The following is a 17211-nucleotide window of genomic DNA, read 5'->3' as shown; positions in this document are numbered from 1 at the left end:
TCCTCGACCAACGGAGGGCGGACGTCCTCGACTGACGAGAGCGACTGAGGAGCATCCATGACCAACACCAAGCGCCGCCTGCTCGATCGGATCGAGGAGGGCTCTGGCGGGTTCGGCCCGATCCGCGGTAACCGCGGCACCGGCCGCGTGCTGCTCATCTGGTTGGCCGCCAACCTCGTCGTGACGACGCTCCTCACCGGCACGCTCTTCGTGCCTGGCGTGAGCATCGGCGAGGCGGTCATGTGGATCGTCCTCGGCACCGTCATGGGCGCCGTCGTGCTGACGCTCATCGGCATCATGGGCACGCGCACAGGCCTGCCGACCATGTCGCTCACGCGCGGCTCCTTCGGCCTCCGGGGCTCGATCGTGCCCGCGATCTCGAACTTCATCGTGCTGATGGGCTGGTCGTGGGTGCAGGCGATGCTCGCCGGCATCTCGATCGACTGGCTGGTCGCGCAGGCGACCGGCTTCTCCAACCCGGCCATGTGGGCGGCGATCTGCCAGGCGATCGTCGTGGCGCTCGCGATCTTCGGCCACGAGGGCATCGCCCGCATCGAGCCCTACTTCGCGTTCGTGATCCTCGGCATCATGGCCTACATCTTCGTCGTCGCGCTCACCACCTACGCGCCCACGGAGTTCGCCGCCATCGAGCCCGACCCCGAGTTCGGCATGACGAGCTCGCTGGTGTTCGACATTGTCTTCGCCACCGCCATCTCCTGGACGGTGCTCTCGGCCGACCTCACCCGCGTCGCCCGCACGCAGCGCGCCGGCGGCGTCGGCGCCTTCGTCGGCTACACACTCTCGACCACGCTCACCATGACGCTCGGTGCGGTCGCGATCGCCTTCGTGCTGCTCTCCGGCGGCGAGGTCATCGCCTTCGACCCCGTGACCATCATCGAGGCCTTCGGCGCCCCGCTCGCCATCGCGATCTTCCTGTCGGTCATGGCGACGAACACGATGGTCATGTACGGGATGACGCTGTCGCTCACGAACGCGCTGCCCACGCGCAAGCCGCTGCGCTTCCTGCCGACCGCCCTCGTCGTCGGCGCGATCGCGATCGTCGGCTCGACCTGGCTCGCGCTGCTCGAGCAGTTCACGACCTTCCTGTCGACCATCGGCGCGCTGTTCATCCCGGTCTTCGCGATCATGATCGTCGACTACTACCTGATCCGTGGCCGCGCCTACGGGCGCGACATCCTCGAGCGCTCGGGCGGACGCTACTGGTTCACCGGCGGCGTGCACTGGGCGGCGATCGTCACCTGGGCGATCGGCGCGCTCACCTACCTGGCGCTCACGTTCTGGTGGGGCTCGCCCATCGGCGCGGCACTGCCGACCTTCGCCGTGGCGTTCCTCCTCTACTGGGTGTGGGCGTGGGCGACGCGCGTCGGCGCCGACAACACGGTGGAGTCGCGCAACCTGGCGGAGGACGAGGCGCAGTAGTCAAGGCCACGGCACGACTCTCAACGCAATATTCGAAAGCGTGCTACGTTTATTGCGTTGAGAGGAACCGCCATGAGTACGGCACTAGTGCCCCACACCTACCTGCCGGCAACATCCGAGTCGTTGATCGATCTGGACGATGCGCTTCAGCGGGACGACGAGTTCGCGCTCGTCGGGCCATCCGGCCGTATTCCGCTGCCCCCGGAAGTGCACGATGTGCTGCTGCAGGTCGTGAGCGCGATGCGTGCTGGCAAGGCAGTGCACGTCACTCCTAGCGACCAGTTGCTGACGACCCAGCAAGCTGCCGACATGCTCGGCGTGAGTCGACCGACGGTCATTGCCATCATCGACCGCGGCGAACTTCCGCACGAGAAGGTCGGCACCCACCGCCGGATTCGGATGAGTGATCTGCTCGACTACAGAGAGCGGCGCCGCGCGCGACAGTTCGAGTTGCTGGCTGAGATGCAGTCGGACCTTGACGATGATGTCGAGGGTCTCGATGTGGAGCGGCAGCTGCGAGACGTGCGGAAGCGTGTCGCGGAGGCGAGAAAGGCGCGCGGCAGCGCCTGAGTGCATGCCAGCATGAGCGGATGTACGTGGCTGCGCTCGATACCTGCGTGCTCTGGCCGAGCCTTCAGCGCGACTTCTTGTTGAGCCTCGCTGTGACGAACGTGTTCCAGCCGGTCTGGAGCGACGTGGTGCTCGAGGAGCTCGAGCGCCACGAGGCGATCAAACTTCAGCGGCGTCACTCGGTCGGGGAAGAGGAGGCCGCGACCTGCGCTGCGCGCCTCATCGGTCAGATGCGCATCAGGTTCGAGGGTGCGACGGTCGACGCTTGGGATTGCGTGAAGCCTGTCGGGTTGCCAGATCCCGACGATGAGCATGTGCTCGGGGCCGCAATCGTCGCCGGAGCCGAAGTCATCGTGACCGAGAACCACAAGGACTTCCCAGCCGCACTCCTCCCTCGTTCGCTGCGCACCGAGAGCGCCGCGGACTTCATTGACGCAATGGTGATCGCGCAGCCTTCGAGTCCATTGACGCGCTTCGCGAGATGTCCGTACGGCGCATCAATCCCGCCCTCTCACCGAGCGACATTTTGGACCTGCTCGAGGCTCGGTACGGGATCCATCAGGGAGCCGACGTGCTGCGGCGGTGGATGTGATGGCCGAACTCGCAGGTTTGCGACCGGCAGCTCGTTGATTCGCGGATTGTCGGGCAGCTTGGTGATGTCCAGCTGGGAGCGGGCACAACAGGGAATGGACTAGACAGGAGCCATGACGCGCGCTGAGGTCGGTTCCAGGATCGTCGATTTGTCGCATCCCATCGTCACGGGTATGCCGGTCTACCCCGGCGACCCGGAGGTGGCGACCGAGCCGGCCACGACGCTCGCGGCCGACGGCTTCGCCGTGACGGCGCTGCAGCTTGGATCCCACTCGGGCACGCACGTGGATGCCCCATCGCACTCCATCGCGGGCGGCGCGGCGATCGACGAGATCGACCCTGCGCGGCTGATGGGCGCGGCGCGCATCCTGCGGGTGGCCGCTACCGACGGCGAGGCCATCGGCGTCGACGGGCTCGACGATCAACTGCGCGCCTGGGACGGCGAGCGCATCGCCCTCGTGCACACCGGGTGGGACGCGCACTGGGGTACCGACCGCATGCTGCGGCACCCGGCGGTGTCGGTCGAGCTCGCGGATGCACTGCTCGCCCTCGGCGTCGACGTGCTGGGCGTCGACACGCTGAGCCCTGACTCGTCGGAGCCTGGTGAGGACGACAGTGCTGACGGGCCCGCGTTCCTGCCGGTGCACGACCGCTGGCTGGGTGCGGGTGGCCTCATCATCGAGAACCTGCGGGGGCTGGATGAGGTGCCGGGGGAGACGTGCGAGCTGATCGCGCTGCCGCTCCGGCTGCAGCGCCTCGATGGGTCGCCGGTGAGGGCGATCGCGCGCTGCTGAGCCGGGCGGAGCCGACCGTACACCACAGCCTGAGTCGTCCATTGGGTGCTGTCGGGTCTTCGGTAGGGCGAGGGGGCTCCCTGAGCGAGCGACCGCCCGCAGCAGTCGAGGTCCCCGACGATCCAAAGCGTTAACTCCAGATCAGATCGAGGACCTCGACGCGCGCCGCTCCGCTGTGAGCGCTTGCTACGGACCCATCCGGTACGAGAGCGCTGACGACGTTGCTCCGATACCCAGCTGAAATGTCATCCGGTTCGCATGGCCGCGTCGCGACTCTGCGAAGCCTGTCAGCGGGCCGCTTCGGTGCTTCTCGCGACGGCAGCCCGGGGCCAATAACTGGGGATGAGCCGCATCAGGGCCAGGTAGACGACCCCTGCAACAAGCACGGCCGGGATGCTCGCAGTCATGAACTCGAATCCAGGGTTGGCGACATAGCTGATCGGATCGAGCAGCGCGATATATGCGACTATCCCGGCAATCAGCGCGACGATTCCCACAGGATTCACTCCCGCGACGTACCAGTAGCGGCCACCCGTGGACTGCGAATAGAGATCACGAATGCTCAGATTCTGCCGTCGAATGACGTAGTAGTCCGCAATCTGGATTCCGCAGACTGGGCCGAGCAGCACGCCGATGAACGCCAGGAAGTTGCCGTAGTAGTCGATGAACACGTCCGCGAAGAACACGGTCACCACAGCGACAGGGATCGCGACGAGCAAGGTCGTTGTCTTCCATCCGAGCCTGCGGTCGACGGCCGGAACCTGCTTGAGCGCCAGGGCGCACACATACACGCCCACCAGCGTCGTTCCGACATTGGCGAACACGATGAAGGCGAGCGCGACGATGCCGAAGACCGGCCCACCGATCTCGACGAGGAACAGGGTCGGATTGCCGCCTGATTCGGGCACTGCTAGGGCGGCGAGGAGACCGATGACGAGGACGAAGCTCATCAAGACGCCGAGTCCGAGCACGACGGGCGTGATCGTCGCGCCGGTGCTGCGGGAGTACCGCGTCAGGCTGCCGATGTACGGCCACCAGGCAAGGCCACCCGCGATGCCGAGTTCGAGCACGGTCGCAAAGTTCAGGGCCTGACTGTCGTATGCGCCGAGCGGCGGCAGAGCGAACAGGTCATCGATTCCGACCGTTGCGACCAGCATGACTCCGATAGCAACCGAGAGAATGATGATGCCAGTGGCGATGACCGGCGCTATATCGCGCACGGCATTCGGGCCGCGCCTCAGCAGCAGCAGCACGATTGCCAAGCCGACGATCGAGAAGGCGACAGACGCCACTCCTTGGACATCGGACGACAGCACGCCCATTGCCACGAGTGCTTCGCCGGCTGCATTCCCTAGGAAGATGATCAGGATCGAGTTCCAGCCCACCATGATCGCGAGCACAATGACCAGCGTGATCATCGAGCCGCGAGCGCCCAATGTGGGTCTGGTCGAGCGCACGGCCTCGATGCCGTACCGCGTGGAAGCGGGCACTGCGGCCAGGACCACGAAGAAGACGCCCAGCAAGGTGCCCGCGGTGATGGCGAGCGCGCCGGATGCCGCTGGCAGGTAGTACGCCGCGAACCCGCCGCCGATGAAGCACCATGTCGCAATGGCGGCAGAGGCCGTGCTTCCGAACAGCGCCATTCGACCCCAGGTGCGCGACGCGGGACGGACCGGCATCGCCCCATCCGTGATCGCGGTGCCCGCCGCATTCTCCGCGGAATTCGACGCGCTCATGGAAGCGCCATCCATCCGATGATGATCATCACGATCGGCAGGACGACGGTGAGAGCGGTCAGCTTCAGGAAGTCGCGGCTGCTGATCGCTGCTCCCTGAGCCTCCGGTTGCTCGAGTTCGTTGAGCCTGAGCTCCAAGTCGGCAATCGACATGATTGTCCCTTTCGGTTTAACCGGCCCAGTTCGTCCTGGGCGGGTCTCGATCGCAGCACCGTTGCTGCTTGCGGCGGAACATAGCACGCAGCCTTTGCGCGGCCGATGTCGGCGACGTTCGGACCGCAGGGGCCCATGCAGTGTCTACCGGAAGCGACAGGGTATCGGGAATGTTTTGCCAAGGTTGTGGCCATTCATTGGGTGTCACGCCCCGCTCGGCCCGCGAGAATAGGGTCGAACCTAAGCGGGCGGTAGGGGTGCCGCCTATTGAGGCGGCTCAACCTTCCTGCAATGCTCAGGCGAGAAATTTCCGCCCCTCCGCAGCGTTGCGGTCGCCTCGAGCGAGACAGGGGGCGCACCCACGACGAGGGAGACATGCGATGAAGCATTTCGTACGCGGAGGAGCGATCGCGGCAGCGGCGGCGCTGGCCCTGACCGGCTGTGCCGGGGGTGGCTCGGCTGAGCCGGTTCCCGCCATCACGGATCCGACGCTCGGCAGCGTGCCCGACGGTCTGCTCGACGGCCACACGCTCACGTTCGCGGGCGATGGCGGCACCACGCAGGACGGGATGATGTCTGCCTGGTTCGACCCGTTCGCGAGCGCCTCCGGCGTGGAGTTCAATCAGGACTCACCGCAGACGCTGGCCAAGATCGAGGCGCAGGTCTCGTCCGGCAACATCCAGTGGGACTTCGTCTCGAGCTACGCCGATCAGATCGAGCGCGAGTGCGGCACGCTCTTCGAGGAGCTCGACATGGCCCAGCTCGACACATCCGAGATCCCAGAGGGCATCCCGCTGCTCGATTGCGGCGTGCCTTCGATCATCTATGGCGTGGCCATCACCTACAACACCGACACGTTCGGCGAGGACGGACCCCGCACGTGGCAGGACTTCTTCGACACCGACAAGTTCCCGGGCAACCGCACGTTCTACAACGGCGGCGGCAGCATCGACGCTCCCGTCGTGCAGGGCGCCGCGATCGCCGCTGGTTGGGACCCGTCCACACCGTTCACCCAGGAGTGGGCGAACATGGGTCTCGACAAGATCGAGGAGATCGCTGACTCGATCGTGTTCTATGACACCGGTGCCTCTGCACAGCAGCTGCTGGAGTCGGGTGAGGCTGTCATGGGCGCCGCCTGGACCGGTCGCATCCTCGCAGCAGCGCAGAACGGCGCGACGCTGAGCACCCAGTGGGATCAGTGGATCGCAGTCGTCGACTACTTCGCGATCGTGAAGGGCACCGAGAACGCCGAAGCGGCCTACTACGCCATCAACTACGCGCTCGGCGCTGAGCAGCAGGCCGCGTTCACCGAGGCGACGGGTTACTCGCCGGCGAACGTGAACTCCGAACCCGACATCGATGGACTCACACAGGAGTACCTCGTGACCGCTCCGGACAAGTCCGGCTCCGGCGTGCCCGTCGCCACGGAGTTCTGGGCGGATGCCGACGTCGTGTCGGGTCTGCAGGATCGCTGGAGCTCGATCGTCGCCGGTGGCTGATCGACCCGTCGCGGCTCTCGCTCACTCCGCGTGAGCGAGGGCCGCGGCAGGGCTTGTTCCCAACCACTGGAGCAGAGGGGATCCTCATGGCAGACACCGACACCTCGAAGTTCTCTGCGCTGAGCACGCGGGCGATCGCGACGATGCGTCAACCCGAGGCTCAGCGAGCCAAGCGATCGTCGACGGGGATGAGCGGGCTGCTGCTCGCACTCGCGCCCGCGTTCCTCGTGCTCGCGGTCTTCTACTTCTACCCGATGCTCTCGGTGCTGGTGGCCGCGTTCACGGATCCGCAGCCCGGGACGCAGAACTTCGAGTGGTTCTTCGGCCAGCCTGTCAACGTCGATGTGCTCTGGCGCACGATCGCGATCAGCTTCTGGGTGATGGTCATCTGCGTGCTCGTGGCCTACCCGTTCGCCTACTTCATGACGTCGACGTCGCCCACCATCCGAAGCGTGCTCATGCTCGCCGTCCTCGTGCCCTTCCTCACGAGCGCCGTGGTGCGCACCTTCGCGTGGGTCCTGCTGCTGCAGGACAGCGGACCGATCGGCGACTTCGCGGCGCTGTTCGGCGTCGACCAGCTCGGTGTGCTGCGCACGCCGACAGCCGTGCTGATCGGCATGGCACAGGTGCTGCTGCCGTTCGTCGTGCTGCCGATGTACTCGACCATGGCGCAGGTCGATCGGCGGTTGCTCACCGCGGCCCAGAGCCTGGGTGCGACGCGCCGCAAGGCGTTCTTCGCCGTCTACCTGCCGCTGTCGCTCCCGGGGGTCGCTGCTGGCGCACTGCTGTGCTTCGTCATGGCGCTGGGCTTCTACATCACGCCCGCGATGCTCGGCAGCGCACGCGAGACATTCCTCTCGACGCTCATCCAGGGCCAGGTGCAGAACCTCGGCCAGTGGGGCCACGGGGCCGTCATCGGGCTGGTGCTGCTGCTGGTCACCCTGACCATCCTCAGCGTGGCGGCGCTGATCGGACGACGAGCCGGCGGGGATGCGGTTGCGAACATGGTGGGAGGGAGCAAGGCATGAACGACACGAAACCGCGCCGTTCCATCCTGCTGGGCAGCTTCGCCATCATCACCTCGATCTGGCTCGTGGCGCCGATGTTCATCGTGGTGCCCATCTCGTTCGCCGAGAACGCGAGCTTCCAGTTCCCGCCGCAGGGATTCTCCACGCGCTGGTACGAGGAGTTCTTCACCGACTCGAGCTGGCTGCGCGCTCTCGGCAACTCGGTGCTCATCGGGCTGCTGACCGTGGTCATCTCGGCGCCGCTCGGCACGATCGCCGCGCTGGCGATCAACCGCTCGACGAGTCGGCTCGCGGGCATGGCGCAGACGCTCATGCTCACCCCGATGATCGTGCCGCCGATCATCGCCGGCGCCGGCATCTACACCTTCTTCCTTGTCACCGATCTCGTGGGCACGCTGACGGGGTTCGTCCTGGTGCACGTGTGCCTCGCGCTCCCCTTCGTGATGATCGCCGTCAACGCCTCGCTGGCCGGCTACGACCGAACGCTCGAGCTCGCGGCAGCGAGCCTGGGCGCGAATCGCCTCACGACGTTCTGGCGCGTCACCGTGCCGCTCATCGCCCCGGGCATCGCAGCGGGCGCGGTCTTCGCGTTCGTCACGAGCTTCGACGAGATCATCGTGTCGCAGTTCATGGTGAGCCCGTCGCTGCAGACCCTGCCGATCACGATGTACGCGAGCGTGACACGTTCGACCGACCCGACGATTGCGGCGGCAGCGACCCTCATCCTGCTCTCGGTGGTCCTCGGCTTCATCCTCTATCGGTTTGTCGTCGTTCCGCTCTCGCGCCGCCGCACCAGCACGCCGGGGGACGACTGATGACCCCCGCTTTCGAATCCGAACGGAATACCGCGAAGGAACCTCTCATGGCGGACGACTCGACCATCCTCAGTCTTCAGGGCCTCACCAAGCGCTACGGCGACGCCACTGCGCTAGAGCACGTGGACCTCGACGTGCAGCGCGGGGAGTTCCTGACGTTCCTCGGTCCCTCGGGCTCGGGGAAGACGACCACTCTCAACCTCATCGCGGGCTTCATCGAGGCCTCCGAGGGCAGCATGCTGCTGGACGGCGCTCCGCTGGAGAAGCTGCAGGCGCACGAGCGCAATCTCGGTGTCGTCTTCCAGCACTACGCGCTCTTCCCGCACATGACGGTCAGAGCGAACGTCGAGTTTCCGCTCAAGCAGCGCAAGATGTCGAAGCCGGAGCGAGTATCGGCGACAGACGCGGCCATGGAGATGGTGCGGCTGGGCAGCTATGCGGAGCGCTTCCCTCGTCAGCTCTCGGGAGGTCAGCAGCAGCGCGTCGCTTTGGCGCGCGCGCTCGTCTACCGCCCTCCGATCCTGCTCATGGATGAGCCGCTCGGAGCGCTCGACAAGAAGCTGCGCGAATGGCTGCAGCTCGAGCTGCGCCGCATCCACCGAGAACTCGGGAGCACCTTCATCTACGTCACGCACGACCAGGAGGAGGCGCTCGTGCTCTCCGACCGGATCGCGGTCTTCAACGAGGGTCGGATCGAGCAGATCGGCACCGCGCACGAGCTCTACGACGCTCCAGAGACGCTATTCGTGGGTCGCTTCATCGGTGAGGCGACCGTGATCCAAGGCACCCTCGCGCAGGGTCGCTTCTCTGCCGGCGGGCGCGAACTGCAGGTCGCCGGGTCCATCGCCTCTCAGCGCGGAGCGGTCCTCATCCGGCCCGAGAACCTGCACATCTCCGACGCCGCAGGCACGAGCCTGCCGGAGCGTGCGGTGAACCGCATCGAGGGGACGATCGAGGACATGGTCTACCTCGGCCCGGAACGCAAGTACAACGTCACCACAGAGCTCGGCGTCGCCATCGTGCGCGTACCGGAGCGCGAGGCGGCCGCCGCACGCATCGGAGATCGCGTCCTCGTCGGCTGGGCGCCCGAGGACGCGGTGCTGCTCGACGACGCCGAAAGCCAGGACGAGCCCGTCCGGGCCATCTGAACCAGGAGCACAGCAGCATGATCAACGGGAATGTCTCGCACTGGTGGACCTCGCTCGGGATGCCGGAGGCTCGACCCTCGCTCGACGGAGACCTGGACGTCGATGTCGCGATCGTCGGCGGCGGCTACACCGGCCTGTGGACGGCCTACTACCTGAAGCTCGCCAGACCCCAGTGGCGCATCGCGATCCTCGAGGCGCGGTTCTGCGGGTTCGGCGCGTCCGGCCGCAACGGTGGGTGGCTCACCAACTCGGTCACAGGAGGCCTCAAGCAGTACGTGCGGACCCACGGCCGCGATGCGGCGCAGCGCTTCCAGCTGGAGATGAACGACACCATCGACGAGGTGATCCGGGTCGCCCACGCCGAAGGCATCGACGCCGACATCGTGAAGGGTGGCAACCTGCAGGTGGCCTACACGCCGGCACAGGTGCGGCGGCTGCAGGCATCGGTCACGGCCGAACGCAGCTGGCGAGGCACCGACCTGACGGTGCTGAGCGCCGCGGAGTCACGCGCGCGCATCAACGTCGCGGGCACCCTGGCCGGCGTGTGCCACCCGCACGCCGCACGCATCCATCCCGCCAAGCTCGCCGCAGGGCTGGCGAAGGCCGTGGCTGGCCTCGGAGTCGAGATCTATGAGTCGACACCGGTGCTGGAGATCAGGCCGCGCGAGGCGATCACCGCCACGGGCACGGTTCGGGCAGATGCGATCGTCCGCGCGACCGAGGGGTTCACTGCAGGCATCAAGGGGCTCCGGCGCGAGTGGTTGCCCATGAACTCCTCGATGATCGTCACGGAGCAGCTCACCCCGGCACAGTGGGAGAGCATCGGCTGGGAAGGGCGAGAGGTGCTCGGCGACTTCGCCCACGTCTACATGTATGCGCAACGCACCGCCGACGACCGGATCGCGTTCGGTGGGCGCGGCGTGCCGTACCGGTGGAACTCGCAGACCGACGACGACGGGCAGACGCAGCCGGTGACCGAGCGCACGCTCCGCACACTGCTGACGCGGTTCTTCCCGGCACTCGAAGACGTGGCGACGCAACATCTCTGGTCGGGCACGCTCGGGGTGCCTCGGGACTGGTCTGCCACCGTCGACTTCGATGCTGTCAGCGGGATCGGACACGCTGGCGGCTACGTCGGCACCGGAGTGACCGCGACGAACCTCGCGGGCCGGACACTGCGCGATCTGATCCTCGGCGAGCACACCGAGCTCGTCGAGCTGCCCTGGGTCGGTCACTCGGTGCGCAAGTGGGAGCCGGAGCCGCTGCGCTGGCTCGCGACGCGCGTCATCTACGGTGCGTACGGCACGGCGGACCGCATTGAGTACCGAGGCAAGCGCACGACCTCTGGGCTTGCGACGGTCGCGGACATCGTGTCGGGACGCATCCACCAGCACTGACGCAGCAGGATAAGGTCGCGTCGTGGCTGCTATGTCCATCGGGGATGCCGCGAGAGCCACGGGCGTGCCCGCCTGGAAGCTTCGCGCGTGGGAGGCGAAAGGGTACCTCGCGCCGCGACGCGCGGCCAACGGCTACCGGGTCTTCGATGATGCGGACCTGCTGGCGATCCGGGAACTGCATGCGCTCGATTCGCAGGGAAATCGACTGAGCGCATTCGCCCAACTCGCGGCGTTCGCCCCTCGATCTGCGCCGATGGCCGCTGCGGTTGCCGTCCGGGCCCCGGGGAGTGGCCGTCGGTCAGTCAGGGACACGAGCGGTGCGATGAGCGATCCGCGAACGGGTGGAAGTCGGACGGTCGCCTGGGGTCACCTCATGCATGCGTTGCGCAGTGCTGACAGCCCGCAGCAGGCATACGAGGCATGCCTGGACGCTGTGCTGATCGCGGCGGCGGCGTCGATCGGTGAGATTGTCATCGCGGACACGAGCAGGCATCACTTCTTCCCGCTGGTCAGCCGAGGGCTCGACGACACCTACCGGCGCGCGACCAGCGGTTGGCAGCTGCACGAGGGCCTGGCCGGCCGGGCGTACAGCTTGCGCGAGCCCGTGGTCGCTCGCGACCTGCAGCAGCACGCCGGAGCAGCGCGCGTGCCGACGTGGCGCCAGGAGCTGCGGGGGTACATGTGCGTGCCGATGCTGCTCGGCTCGCGCCGCGTGGGGGCAATCGAGGTGTTCTCGATGGCGCCAAGGGAGTTCGTCGCCGACGAGATCGATGCGGTCGAGGAGCTGGCGACGCTCATCGCGACTGTCGTGGATGCCCGACGCACTGCGGAGCAGCTGGAGCTGTTGCGCGCCCAACGGGGATCCTTCGCCCGACGGTGGACGGCGCAGTGGTCGATCGCGACGCAGGTTGAACGCGAGCGGATAGCCAAGTCGCTCGACGTCGCGATCGAGACGATCGAGCGGGGCGACCTCGCCGCCGCGCAGGTCGCGGCTCTCGTGCGCGATGTCGCCAGCGGCGTGCGCGCCGCCGAGAGGGCCGTCGTCGATGGCGAAGCGCTGCTGCGCAGTCAGATCCGGTCATCGATGACGGATGCGCAGTGGCGCACCATGCGCATCGAGTTCGACGCCTGGCCGGAGCTGCTGCCCTTGGAGTTCGCGACGCGGCACGCGCTGGCGATCGGGCAGCTCATCGGCCGAGCACGAGAGCGGATCGGCATGCCGATCACGGTGCATGCCCGCAGCGAGGGATCGGAACTCCTCGTCGAGCTCGTGACCCCGTCGAACTGCGAGACGACACTGGAAGAGATCATCGACGCGGAAGTGACGGCGCGTGCGCTGCTCGACGAACTCGGCGCGGGGTATGCGCTGCTGCTCCGCGACGCGACGAGGATCATCCGGATCGGGGTCGTGCCGCCCAGCGCGACTCCCGTCATGAAGGAGCTGAGCCCACGAGAGCGGAACGTGCTCGCTGAGCTCGGCACGGCGTCATCGAACGCCCAGCTCGCCGCCGACCTCGGCATCTCCGTCAAGACGCTGCAGAATCACGTTACCGCGATCTACCGCAAGCTCGGGGTCGCGGGCCGCGTCGAGGCCCTCGCCATGCTGCACGAGCCAGCGGTCGAATAGGCCTGTCGACACCGCGGCTGACGGCGCTCAGCGGTCGAGGAGCGACCGTCGCGCTCTCAGGCCCGTGAGCAGGGCCTCGATGCCGAGCTGAAACGCTCGGTCAGCGCTGTACGACGCCGCGTGTGCAGGATCGAGTGCGGTGCGGATGCTGGCGAGCTCGGTCGGCACCGCGTGCTGCGCCAGCATGTCATCCGGCGCCACCAAGTCGAGTGCGGAGCCGAGCACGTGCGCTTCCACCGTGCGCATCACTGCGACTGCTTCGTGCCTGGGCCAGCCGCTCGAGACCAGCGAGGAGACCACCGCGTCATACATCGCGAACGTGGACGCGTCGCGGATCGGTGTCGTTGCCAGCAGCCTGACCAGGTTCGGGTGCGCCGCGAACGCACTGAGATACGACGATGCCCAGGTCTCGAGCGCGATATCCCAGCGGTCGCGGCCGAATGCGCTCACGTCGATCTCGGCGACGATGCGTCCGCGCACCAGCTCGATGAGCTCACCCCGGCCGGAGATGTGATTGTAAAGAGACGAGACCTGACGATCGACGCGCCTCGCCACGGCCCGCAGCGAGAGCGCCTCGGCGCCGTCCTCGTCGACGAGATCGAGAGCTGCCGTCACAATGCGGTTCCGATTCATCGGCGTTGCCATGCCGGTTTGCTGCTTCCCATCCATCCTTCCGCGATGCTACATTACACTGCATCCGCGTACGAACAGTGTTCGTATGAGCTTCGACAAGGATGACGAACGTGACGACGACTCTCTTCACCGGTGGCACCATCTGGCTGGGCGCTGATCGACCCGCGAGTGACGCACTGCTTGTGCGCGAGGGCGTGATTGCGGCGGTGGGCGATGAGGCCCGACAGCTCGCCGAGCGCGCTCCGGTCGACCTCGTAGATCTCGACGGCGGATTCCTCATGCCCTCGTTCGGTGACGGGCACGCCCATCCGATGCTCGGCGGATTCGAGGAGCAGGGCCCAGCCGTGCGCGAGTGCGCCTCGGTCGCGGAGATCGTGGTGGAAGTGCGCCGCTACGCGGAGGCCAATCCTGATGCAGAGTGGATCTTCGGGGCGTCATACGACGGCAGCCTCATCGAGAACGGACTCTTCGACGCCCGGTGGCTCGACGAGGCAGTCTCCGATCGGCCGGTGGTGCTGCGGGCTTGGGACTACCACACGGTCTGGTGCAACTCCCGCGCGCTTGAGCTCGCGGGCATCGACGCGACGACCCCCGAGCCCGTGCTCGGCGAGATCCCGCGTCGTGACGACGGCGCACCGCTGGGCACGTTGCGTGAGTGGGGTGCGGTCGACCTGGTCATAGCGGCAGCACCGACGCGCGATCTCGAGGCTGGGCTTCGAGCGATCACGGCTGCTGGTGACTACTACCTGCCGCGCGGCGTCACCTGGGTGCAGGACGCGTGGGTGGAACCGGAAGATGTCGACGTCTACGTCGAGGCGGCAGCGCGCGACATCCTGCCGTTCCGCTGCAATCTCGCGCTCTACGCCGACCCCCGGCACTTCGAGCGACAGCTGCCGGCGATGATCGAAGCGCGCAACCGGGTGGCTGATGTCGCGTCGCCGATGCTCACGGCGCACACCGTGAAGTTCTTCGCCGACGGCGTCGTCGAGAACGAGACCGGTGCCCTGATCGAGCCGTACTGCTCGGCCCTGCACAAGCACGGCATGACCGTCTGGCACGGCGATGCTCTCGCCGAGGCCGTGCGAGCCGTCGACGCCGCAGGCTTCCAGATCCACGTGCACGCGATCGGCGACGCCGCGGTTCGGCAGGCCCTCGATGCGATCGAGGGCGCGATCGAGGCCAACGGGCCTCGCGAGCGTCGGCCGGTCATCGCTCACGCGCAGCTCATCGATGACGCTGACCTTCCGCGCTTTGCCGAGCTCGACGTCATCGCGACGATGCAGCCGCTCTGGGCGCAGCTCGACGCCCTGATGACGGTGCTCACCGTGCCCCGGCTTGGGCGGGAGCGCGCCGACCGGCAGTACCGCATGCAGTCGCTCGCGGCATCCGGTGCCCGGGTCGCATTCGGCTCCGACTGGCCATGCTCGTCAGGAGCTCCCCTCGATGGGATCGCGATCGCGACCTCGCGGCAGACGGAGGAGGGCGAGCCGGCCGGTGGCTGGATGCCCGAGGAGATCCTCGGTGTCGAAGCCGCACTCCACGGGTACTCGGCTGCCGTCGCGCACCAGGCGTTCGCCGATCTCTCGCCCACACCGTGGGGCGAGATCCGGCCCGGGATGAGCGCCGACCTCGTCTGGCTCGCGCGGGATCCGCGCGAGCAGCAGCCTCACGACCTGCCCGGTGTCTCCATCCGCGCGACGTTCATCGCCGGCGTCGCGCGGGAGTTCGACAAGACCGCCTGAGGGCGCGCGTCACGAAGCGCATCACGATGCGTCGTTGCAACGATATTCGTTGCGGTTCGATTGTTCGCACTCGTTTACTATCGCGACACACCGCTAAGCCACTGATTCAGTTGCAACGGAGCGGATTCAGTGGGAGACTCGGTGCATGTCGCCGACGATGAAGCCGCCCGTGCTCGATGAGACGAGCAAGGCGATCATCGAGCAGCTGCAGGAGGACGGGCGCCGGCCGTACGGCGAGATCGGCAAGGCCGTCGGTCTCAGCGAAGCCGCGACGAGGCAACGCGTGCAGCGGCTCATGGACGCCGGTGTGATGCAGATCGTGGCAGTCACCGATCCGATGCAGCTCGGATTCGCCCGTCAGGCGATGATCGGGGTGAAAGTCTCCGGCGATGCCAGGACAGTCGCGGATGCGCTGATCGACATGCCCGGCGTCTCGTACGTGGTCCTGACCGCAGGGTCGTTCGACCTGCTCGTCGAAGTCGTGTGCGAGAGCGACGACGAGCTCATCACGATGCTGAACGACCGCGTGCGGCGAATTCCGGAGGTGGACTCGACCGAGACCTTCGTCTACCTCAAACTCCGCAAGCAGCTCTACGACTGGGGAACCCGATGACACTGCAGAGCACGACCAAGAGCGATCGCGATGCCCGCACCGAGGCGGAGCTGCAGCAGATGGCGAAAGACCATCTGTGGATGCACTTCGCGCGACAGTCCGTGATGACGGAGGGACCGGGCGTCCCGATCATCGTCAAGGGCGAGGGCCACCACATCTGGGACTCGAAGGGCAAGCGGTACATCGACGGGCTCGCGGGCCTGTTCGTGGTCGCGGCCGGTCACGGCCGGAAGCGACTCGCTGCCGCCGCCGCGAAGCAGTCGGAGGAGCTGGCCTTCTTCCCGATCTGGTCCTACGCGCATCCCGCCGCAATCGAGCTGGCCGATCGCATCGCCGACTACGCACCGGGTGACCTGAACAAGGTGTTCTTCTCGACCGGCGGCGGCGAAGCTGTCGAGACGGCGTTCAAGCTCGCGAAGCAGTACTGGAAGCTGCAGGGCAAGCCCACCAAGCACAAGGTCATCTCGCGCTCCGTCGCCTACCACGGCACGCCGCAGGGCGCGCTCGCGATCACCGGCATCCCGGCGATGAAGGAGATGTTCGAGCCGATCACGCCCGGCGGCTTCCGCGTGCCGAACACGAACTTCTACCGGGCCGCTGACATGGGCGCGCCGTCCGAGAACCTCGAGCAGTTCGGGGTGTGGGCCGCGGACCGCATCGAGGAGATGATCCAGTTCGAGGGCCCCGACACCGTCGCCGCCGTCTTCCTCGAGCCGGTGCAGAACTCGGGCGGCTGCTTCCCGCCCCCTCCCGGCTACTTCCAGCGCGTGCGCGAGATCTGCGATCGCTACGACGTGCTGCTCGTGTCGGATGAGGTCATCTGTGCGTTCGGGCGCATCGGCCACATGTTCGCGTGCGACGCCTACGGCTACCAGCCCGACATGATCACGTTCGCGAAGGCTGCCACGAGCGGCTACGCACCGCTCGGCGGCACCATCGTGTCTGACCGCATCTACGAGCCGTTCGCCCATGGAGACACGACGTTCTACCACGGCTACACGTTCGGCGGGCACCCGGTCTCGGCGGCCGTCGCGCTCGAGAACCTCGACATCTTCGAGGAGGAGGGGCTGCTGGAGCACGTCCGCGAGAACTCGCCCGTGTTCCGCTCCACGCTCGAGCAGCTCACCGACCTGCCGATCGTCGGCGACGTGCGCGGCGACGGGTACTTCTTCGGCATCGAGCTCGTGAAGGACAAGGCGACCAAGGAGACATTCGACGACGACGAGTCCGAGCGCTTGCTGCGCGGCTTCCTCTCGAAGGCACTGTTCGATGCCGGCCTGTACTGCCGCGCGGACGACCGCGGCGACCCCGTCATCCAGCTCGCACCGCCGCTGACCATCGGGGCGCCCGAGTTCACCGAGATCGAGCAGATTCTGCGTAGTGTGCTCACCGAAGCCTGGAGCCGCCTCTGACCCCGTCCGCGGCA

General features: G+C 66.9%; 16 protein-coding genes and 1 pseudogene. 14 read left to right on the top strand and 3 right to left on the bottom strand.

Features of this window, described 5'->3' with window-relative positions:
• The first annotated feature begins 57 nt into the window (after nt 1–57).
• The 4 genes from ACJJVL_RS10435 (at nt 58) to ACJJVL_RS10420 (ending at nt 3395) form a co-directional block, all read left to right on the top strand.
• Nucleotides 58–1440, top strand: coding sequence for a purine-cytosine permease family protein (locus tag ACJJVL_RS10435; RefSeq protein WP_405218596.1), 1383 nt, complete (start codon nt 58–60; stop codon nt 1438–1440).
• An 87-nt stretch (nt 1441–1527) separates the two neighbouring features.
• On the top strand, nt 1528–2010 hold the full coding sequence (locus tag ACJJVL_RS10430) for a helix-turn-helix domain-containing protein (RefSeq protein ID WP_405218595.1): 483 nt from the start codon (nt 1528–1530) through the stop codon (nt 2008–2010).
• Between the two features lie 20 nt (nt 2011–2030).
• On the top strand, nt 2031–2705 hold the full coding sequence (locus ACJJVL_RS10425) for a PIN domain-containing protein (protein ID WP_405218594.1): 675 nt from the start codon (nt 2031–2033) through the stop codon (nt 2703–2705).
• Nucleotides 2706–2714: 9 nt separating this feature from the next.
• Nucleotides 2715–3395, top strand: a complete 681-nt coding sequence (locus ACJJVL_RS10420) for a cyclase family protein (protein WP_405218593.1) — start codon at nt 2715–2717, stop codon at nt 3393–3395.
• A gap of 287 nt (nt 3396–3682) precedes the next feature.
• On the opposite strand, the gene ACJJVL_RS10415 is transcribed toward ACJJVL_RS10420, so the two are convergent.
• On the bottom strand, nt 3683–5146 hold the full coding sequence (locus tag ACJJVL_RS10415) for a purine-cytosine permease family protein (RefSeq protein WP_405218592.1): 1464 nt from the start codon (nt 5144–5146) through the stop codon (nt 3683–3685).
• Entirely contained in the window at nt 5128–5283 is a 156-nt protein-coding gene (locus tag ACJJVL_RS10410; protein ID WP_405218591.1) for a hypothetical protein, read from the bottom strand. The genes ACJJVL_RS10415 and ACJJVL_RS10410 overlap by 19 nt, the downstream gene beginning before the upstream one ends.
• Before the next feature lie 380 nt (nt 5284–5663).
• On the opposite strand from ACJJVL_RS10410, the gene ACJJVL_RS10405 reads away from it, so the two are divergent.
• The 7 genes and pseudogenes from ACJJVL_RS10405 to ACJJVL_RS10375 all read left to right on the top strand — a co-directional run bounded on the left by ACJJVL_RS10405 (nt 5664) and on the right by ACJJVL_RS10375 (nt 12797).
• Nucleotides 5664–6782, top strand: a complete 1119-nt coding sequence (locus ACJJVL_RS10405; RefSeq protein WP_405218590.1) for an extracellular solute-binding protein — start codon at nt 5664–5666, stop codon at nt 6780–6782.
• Nucleotides 6783–6868: 86 nt separating this feature from the next.
• Entirely contained in the window at nt 6869–7810 is a 942-nt protein-coding gene (locus ACJJVL_RS10400; RefSeq protein ID WP_405218589.1) for an ABC transporter permease, read from the top strand.
• A complete protein-coding gene (locus ACJJVL_RS10395; protein WP_405218588.1) occupies nt 7807–8625 on the top strand; it encodes an ABC transporter permease in 819 nt (272 codons plus the stop codon). The genes ACJJVL_RS10400 and ACJJVL_RS10395 overlap by 4 nt, the downstream gene beginning before the upstream one ends.
• 47 nt (nt 8626–8672) lie before the next feature.
• On the top strand, nt 8673–9773 hold the full coding sequence (locus tag ACJJVL_RS10390; RefSeq protein WP_405218587.1) for an ABC transporter ATP-binding protein: 1101 nt from the start codon (nt 8673–8675) through the stop codon (nt 9771–9773).
• Nucleotides 9774–9790: 17 nt separating this feature from the next.
• On the top strand, nt 9791–11170 hold the full coding sequence (locus ACJJVL_RS10385; protein WP_405218586.1) for an NAD(P)/FAD-dependent oxidoreductase: 1380 nt from the start codon (nt 9791–9793) through the stop codon (nt 11168–11170).
• A 31-nt stretch (nt 11171–11201) separates the two neighbouring features.
• Nucleotides 11202–11369, top strand: a pseudogene (locus tag ACJJVL_RS10380) (MerR family transcriptional regulator); the annotation flags it as partial.
• Between the two features lie 174 nt (nt 11370–11543).
• Complete coding sequence (locus ACJJVL_RS10375) at nt 11544–12797, top strand: GAF domain-containing protein (RefSeq protein ID WP_405218661.1); 1254 nt, start codon at nt 11544–11546, stop codon at nt 12795–12797.
• A gap of 27 nt (nt 12798–12824) precedes the next feature.
• Here the strand turns inward: ACJJVL_RS10375 and ACJJVL_RS10370 are convergent, their stop codons facing one another.
• On the bottom strand, nt 12825–13442 hold the full coding sequence (locus ACJJVL_RS10370) for a TetR/AcrR family transcriptional regulator C-terminal domain-containing protein (RefSeq protein WP_405218585.1): 618 nt from the start codon (nt 13440–13442) through the stop codon (nt 12825–12827).
• A 98-nt stretch (nt 13443–13540) separates the two neighbouring features.
• Between ACJJVL_RS10370 and ACJJVL_RS10365 the strand changes: the two genes are divergently transcribed.
• The 3 genes from ACJJVL_RS10365 (at nt 13541) to ACJJVL_RS10355 (ending at nt 17197) form a co-directional block, all read left to right on the top strand.
• Nucleotides 13541–15172 (top strand): amidohydrolase, encoded by a 1632-nt coding sequence (locus tag ACJJVL_RS10365; RefSeq protein ID WP_405218584.1) that lies wholly within the window; start codon nt 13541–13543, stop codon nt 15170–15172.
• A 145-nt stretch (nt 15173–15317) separates the two neighbouring features.
• Complete coding sequence (locus ACJJVL_RS10360; RefSeq protein ID WP_405218583.1) at nt 15318–15785, top strand: Lrp/AsnC family transcriptional regulator; 468 nt, start codon at nt 15318–15320, stop codon at nt 15783–15785.
• Nucleotides 15782–17197: an aspartate aminotransferase family protein gene (locus ACJJVL_RS10355; protein ID WP_405218582.1), complete on the top strand. Its 1416-nt coding sequence runs from the start codon at nt 15782–15784 to the stop codon at nt 17195–17197. Before ACJJVL_RS10360 ends, ACJJVL_RS10355 begins: the two co-directional genes overlap by 4 nt.
• Nucleotides 17198–17211 lie beyond the last annotated feature (14 nt).

Origin of the sequence: Agrococcus sp. Ld7, assembly GCF_045064095.1 — a bacterium.
GTDB lineage: Bacteria > Actinomycetota > Actinomycetes > Actinomycetales > Microbacteriaceae > Agrococcus.
This window is presented reverse-complemented; position numbering and strand designations above follow the sequence as displayed.

Excerpts from the sequence above, each read along its gene's own strand:
- ACJJVL_RS10415 (WP_405218592.1), bottom strand. The coding sequence starts at position 5,146 with ATGGATGGCGCTTCCATGAGCGCGTCGAATTCCGCGGAGAATGCGGCG.
- ACJJVL_RS10410 (WP_405218591.1), bottom strand. The coding sequence starts at position 5,283 with ATGTCGATTGCCGACTTGGAGCTCAGGCTCAACGAACTCGAGCAACCG.
- ACJJVL_RS10385 (WP_405218586.1), top strand. The coding sequence starts at position 9,791 with ATGATCAACGGGAATGTCTCGCACTGGTGGACCTCGCTCGGGATGCCG.
- ACJJVL_RS10425 (WP_405218594.1), top strand. The coding sequence starts at position 2,031 with ATGTACGTGGCTGCGCTCGATACCTGCGTGCTCTGGCCGAGCCTTCAG.
- ACJJVL_RS10390 (WP_405218587.1), top strand. The coding sequence starts at position 8,673 with ATGGCGGACGACTCGACCATCCTCAGTCTTCAGGGCCTCACCAAGCGC.
- ACJJVL_RS10360 (WP_405218583.1), top strand. The coding sequence starts at position 15,318 with ATGTCGCCGACGATGAAGCCGCCCGTGCTCGATGAGACGAGCAAGGCG.
- ACJJVL_RS10420 (WP_405218593.1), top strand. The coding sequence starts at position 2,715 with ATGACGCGCGCTGAGGTCGGTTCCAGGATCGTCGATTTGTCGCATCCC.
- ACJJVL_RS10435 (WP_405218596.1), top strand. The coding sequence starts at position 58 with ATGACCAACACCAAGCGCCGCCTGCTCGATCGGATCGAGGAGGGCTCT.
- ACJJVL_RS10405 (WP_405218590.1), top strand. The coding sequence starts at position 5,664 with ATGAAGCATTTCGTACGCGGAGGAGCGATCGCGGCAGCGGCGGCGCTG.
- ACJJVL_RS10355 (WP_405218582.1), top strand. The coding sequence starts at position 15,782 with ATGACACTGCAGAGCACGACCAAGAGCGATCGCGATGCCCGCACCGAG.
- ACJJVL_RS10370 (WP_405218585.1), bottom strand. The coding sequence starts at position 13,442 with ATGGCAACGCCGATGAATCGGAACCGCATTGTGACGGCAGCTCTCGAT.
- ACJJVL_RS10375 (WP_405218661.1), top strand. The coding sequence starts at position 11,544 with ATGCATGCGTTGCGCAGTGCTGACAGCCCGCAGCAGGCATACGAGGCA.
- ACJJVL_RS10400 (WP_405218589.1), top strand. The coding sequence starts at position 6,869 with ATGGCAGACACCGACACCTCGAAGTTCTCTGCGCTGAGCACGCGGGCG.
- ACJJVL_RS10395 (WP_405218588.1), top strand. The coding sequence starts at position 7,807 with ATGAACGACACGAAACCGCGCCGTTCCATCCTGCTGGGCAGCTTCGCC.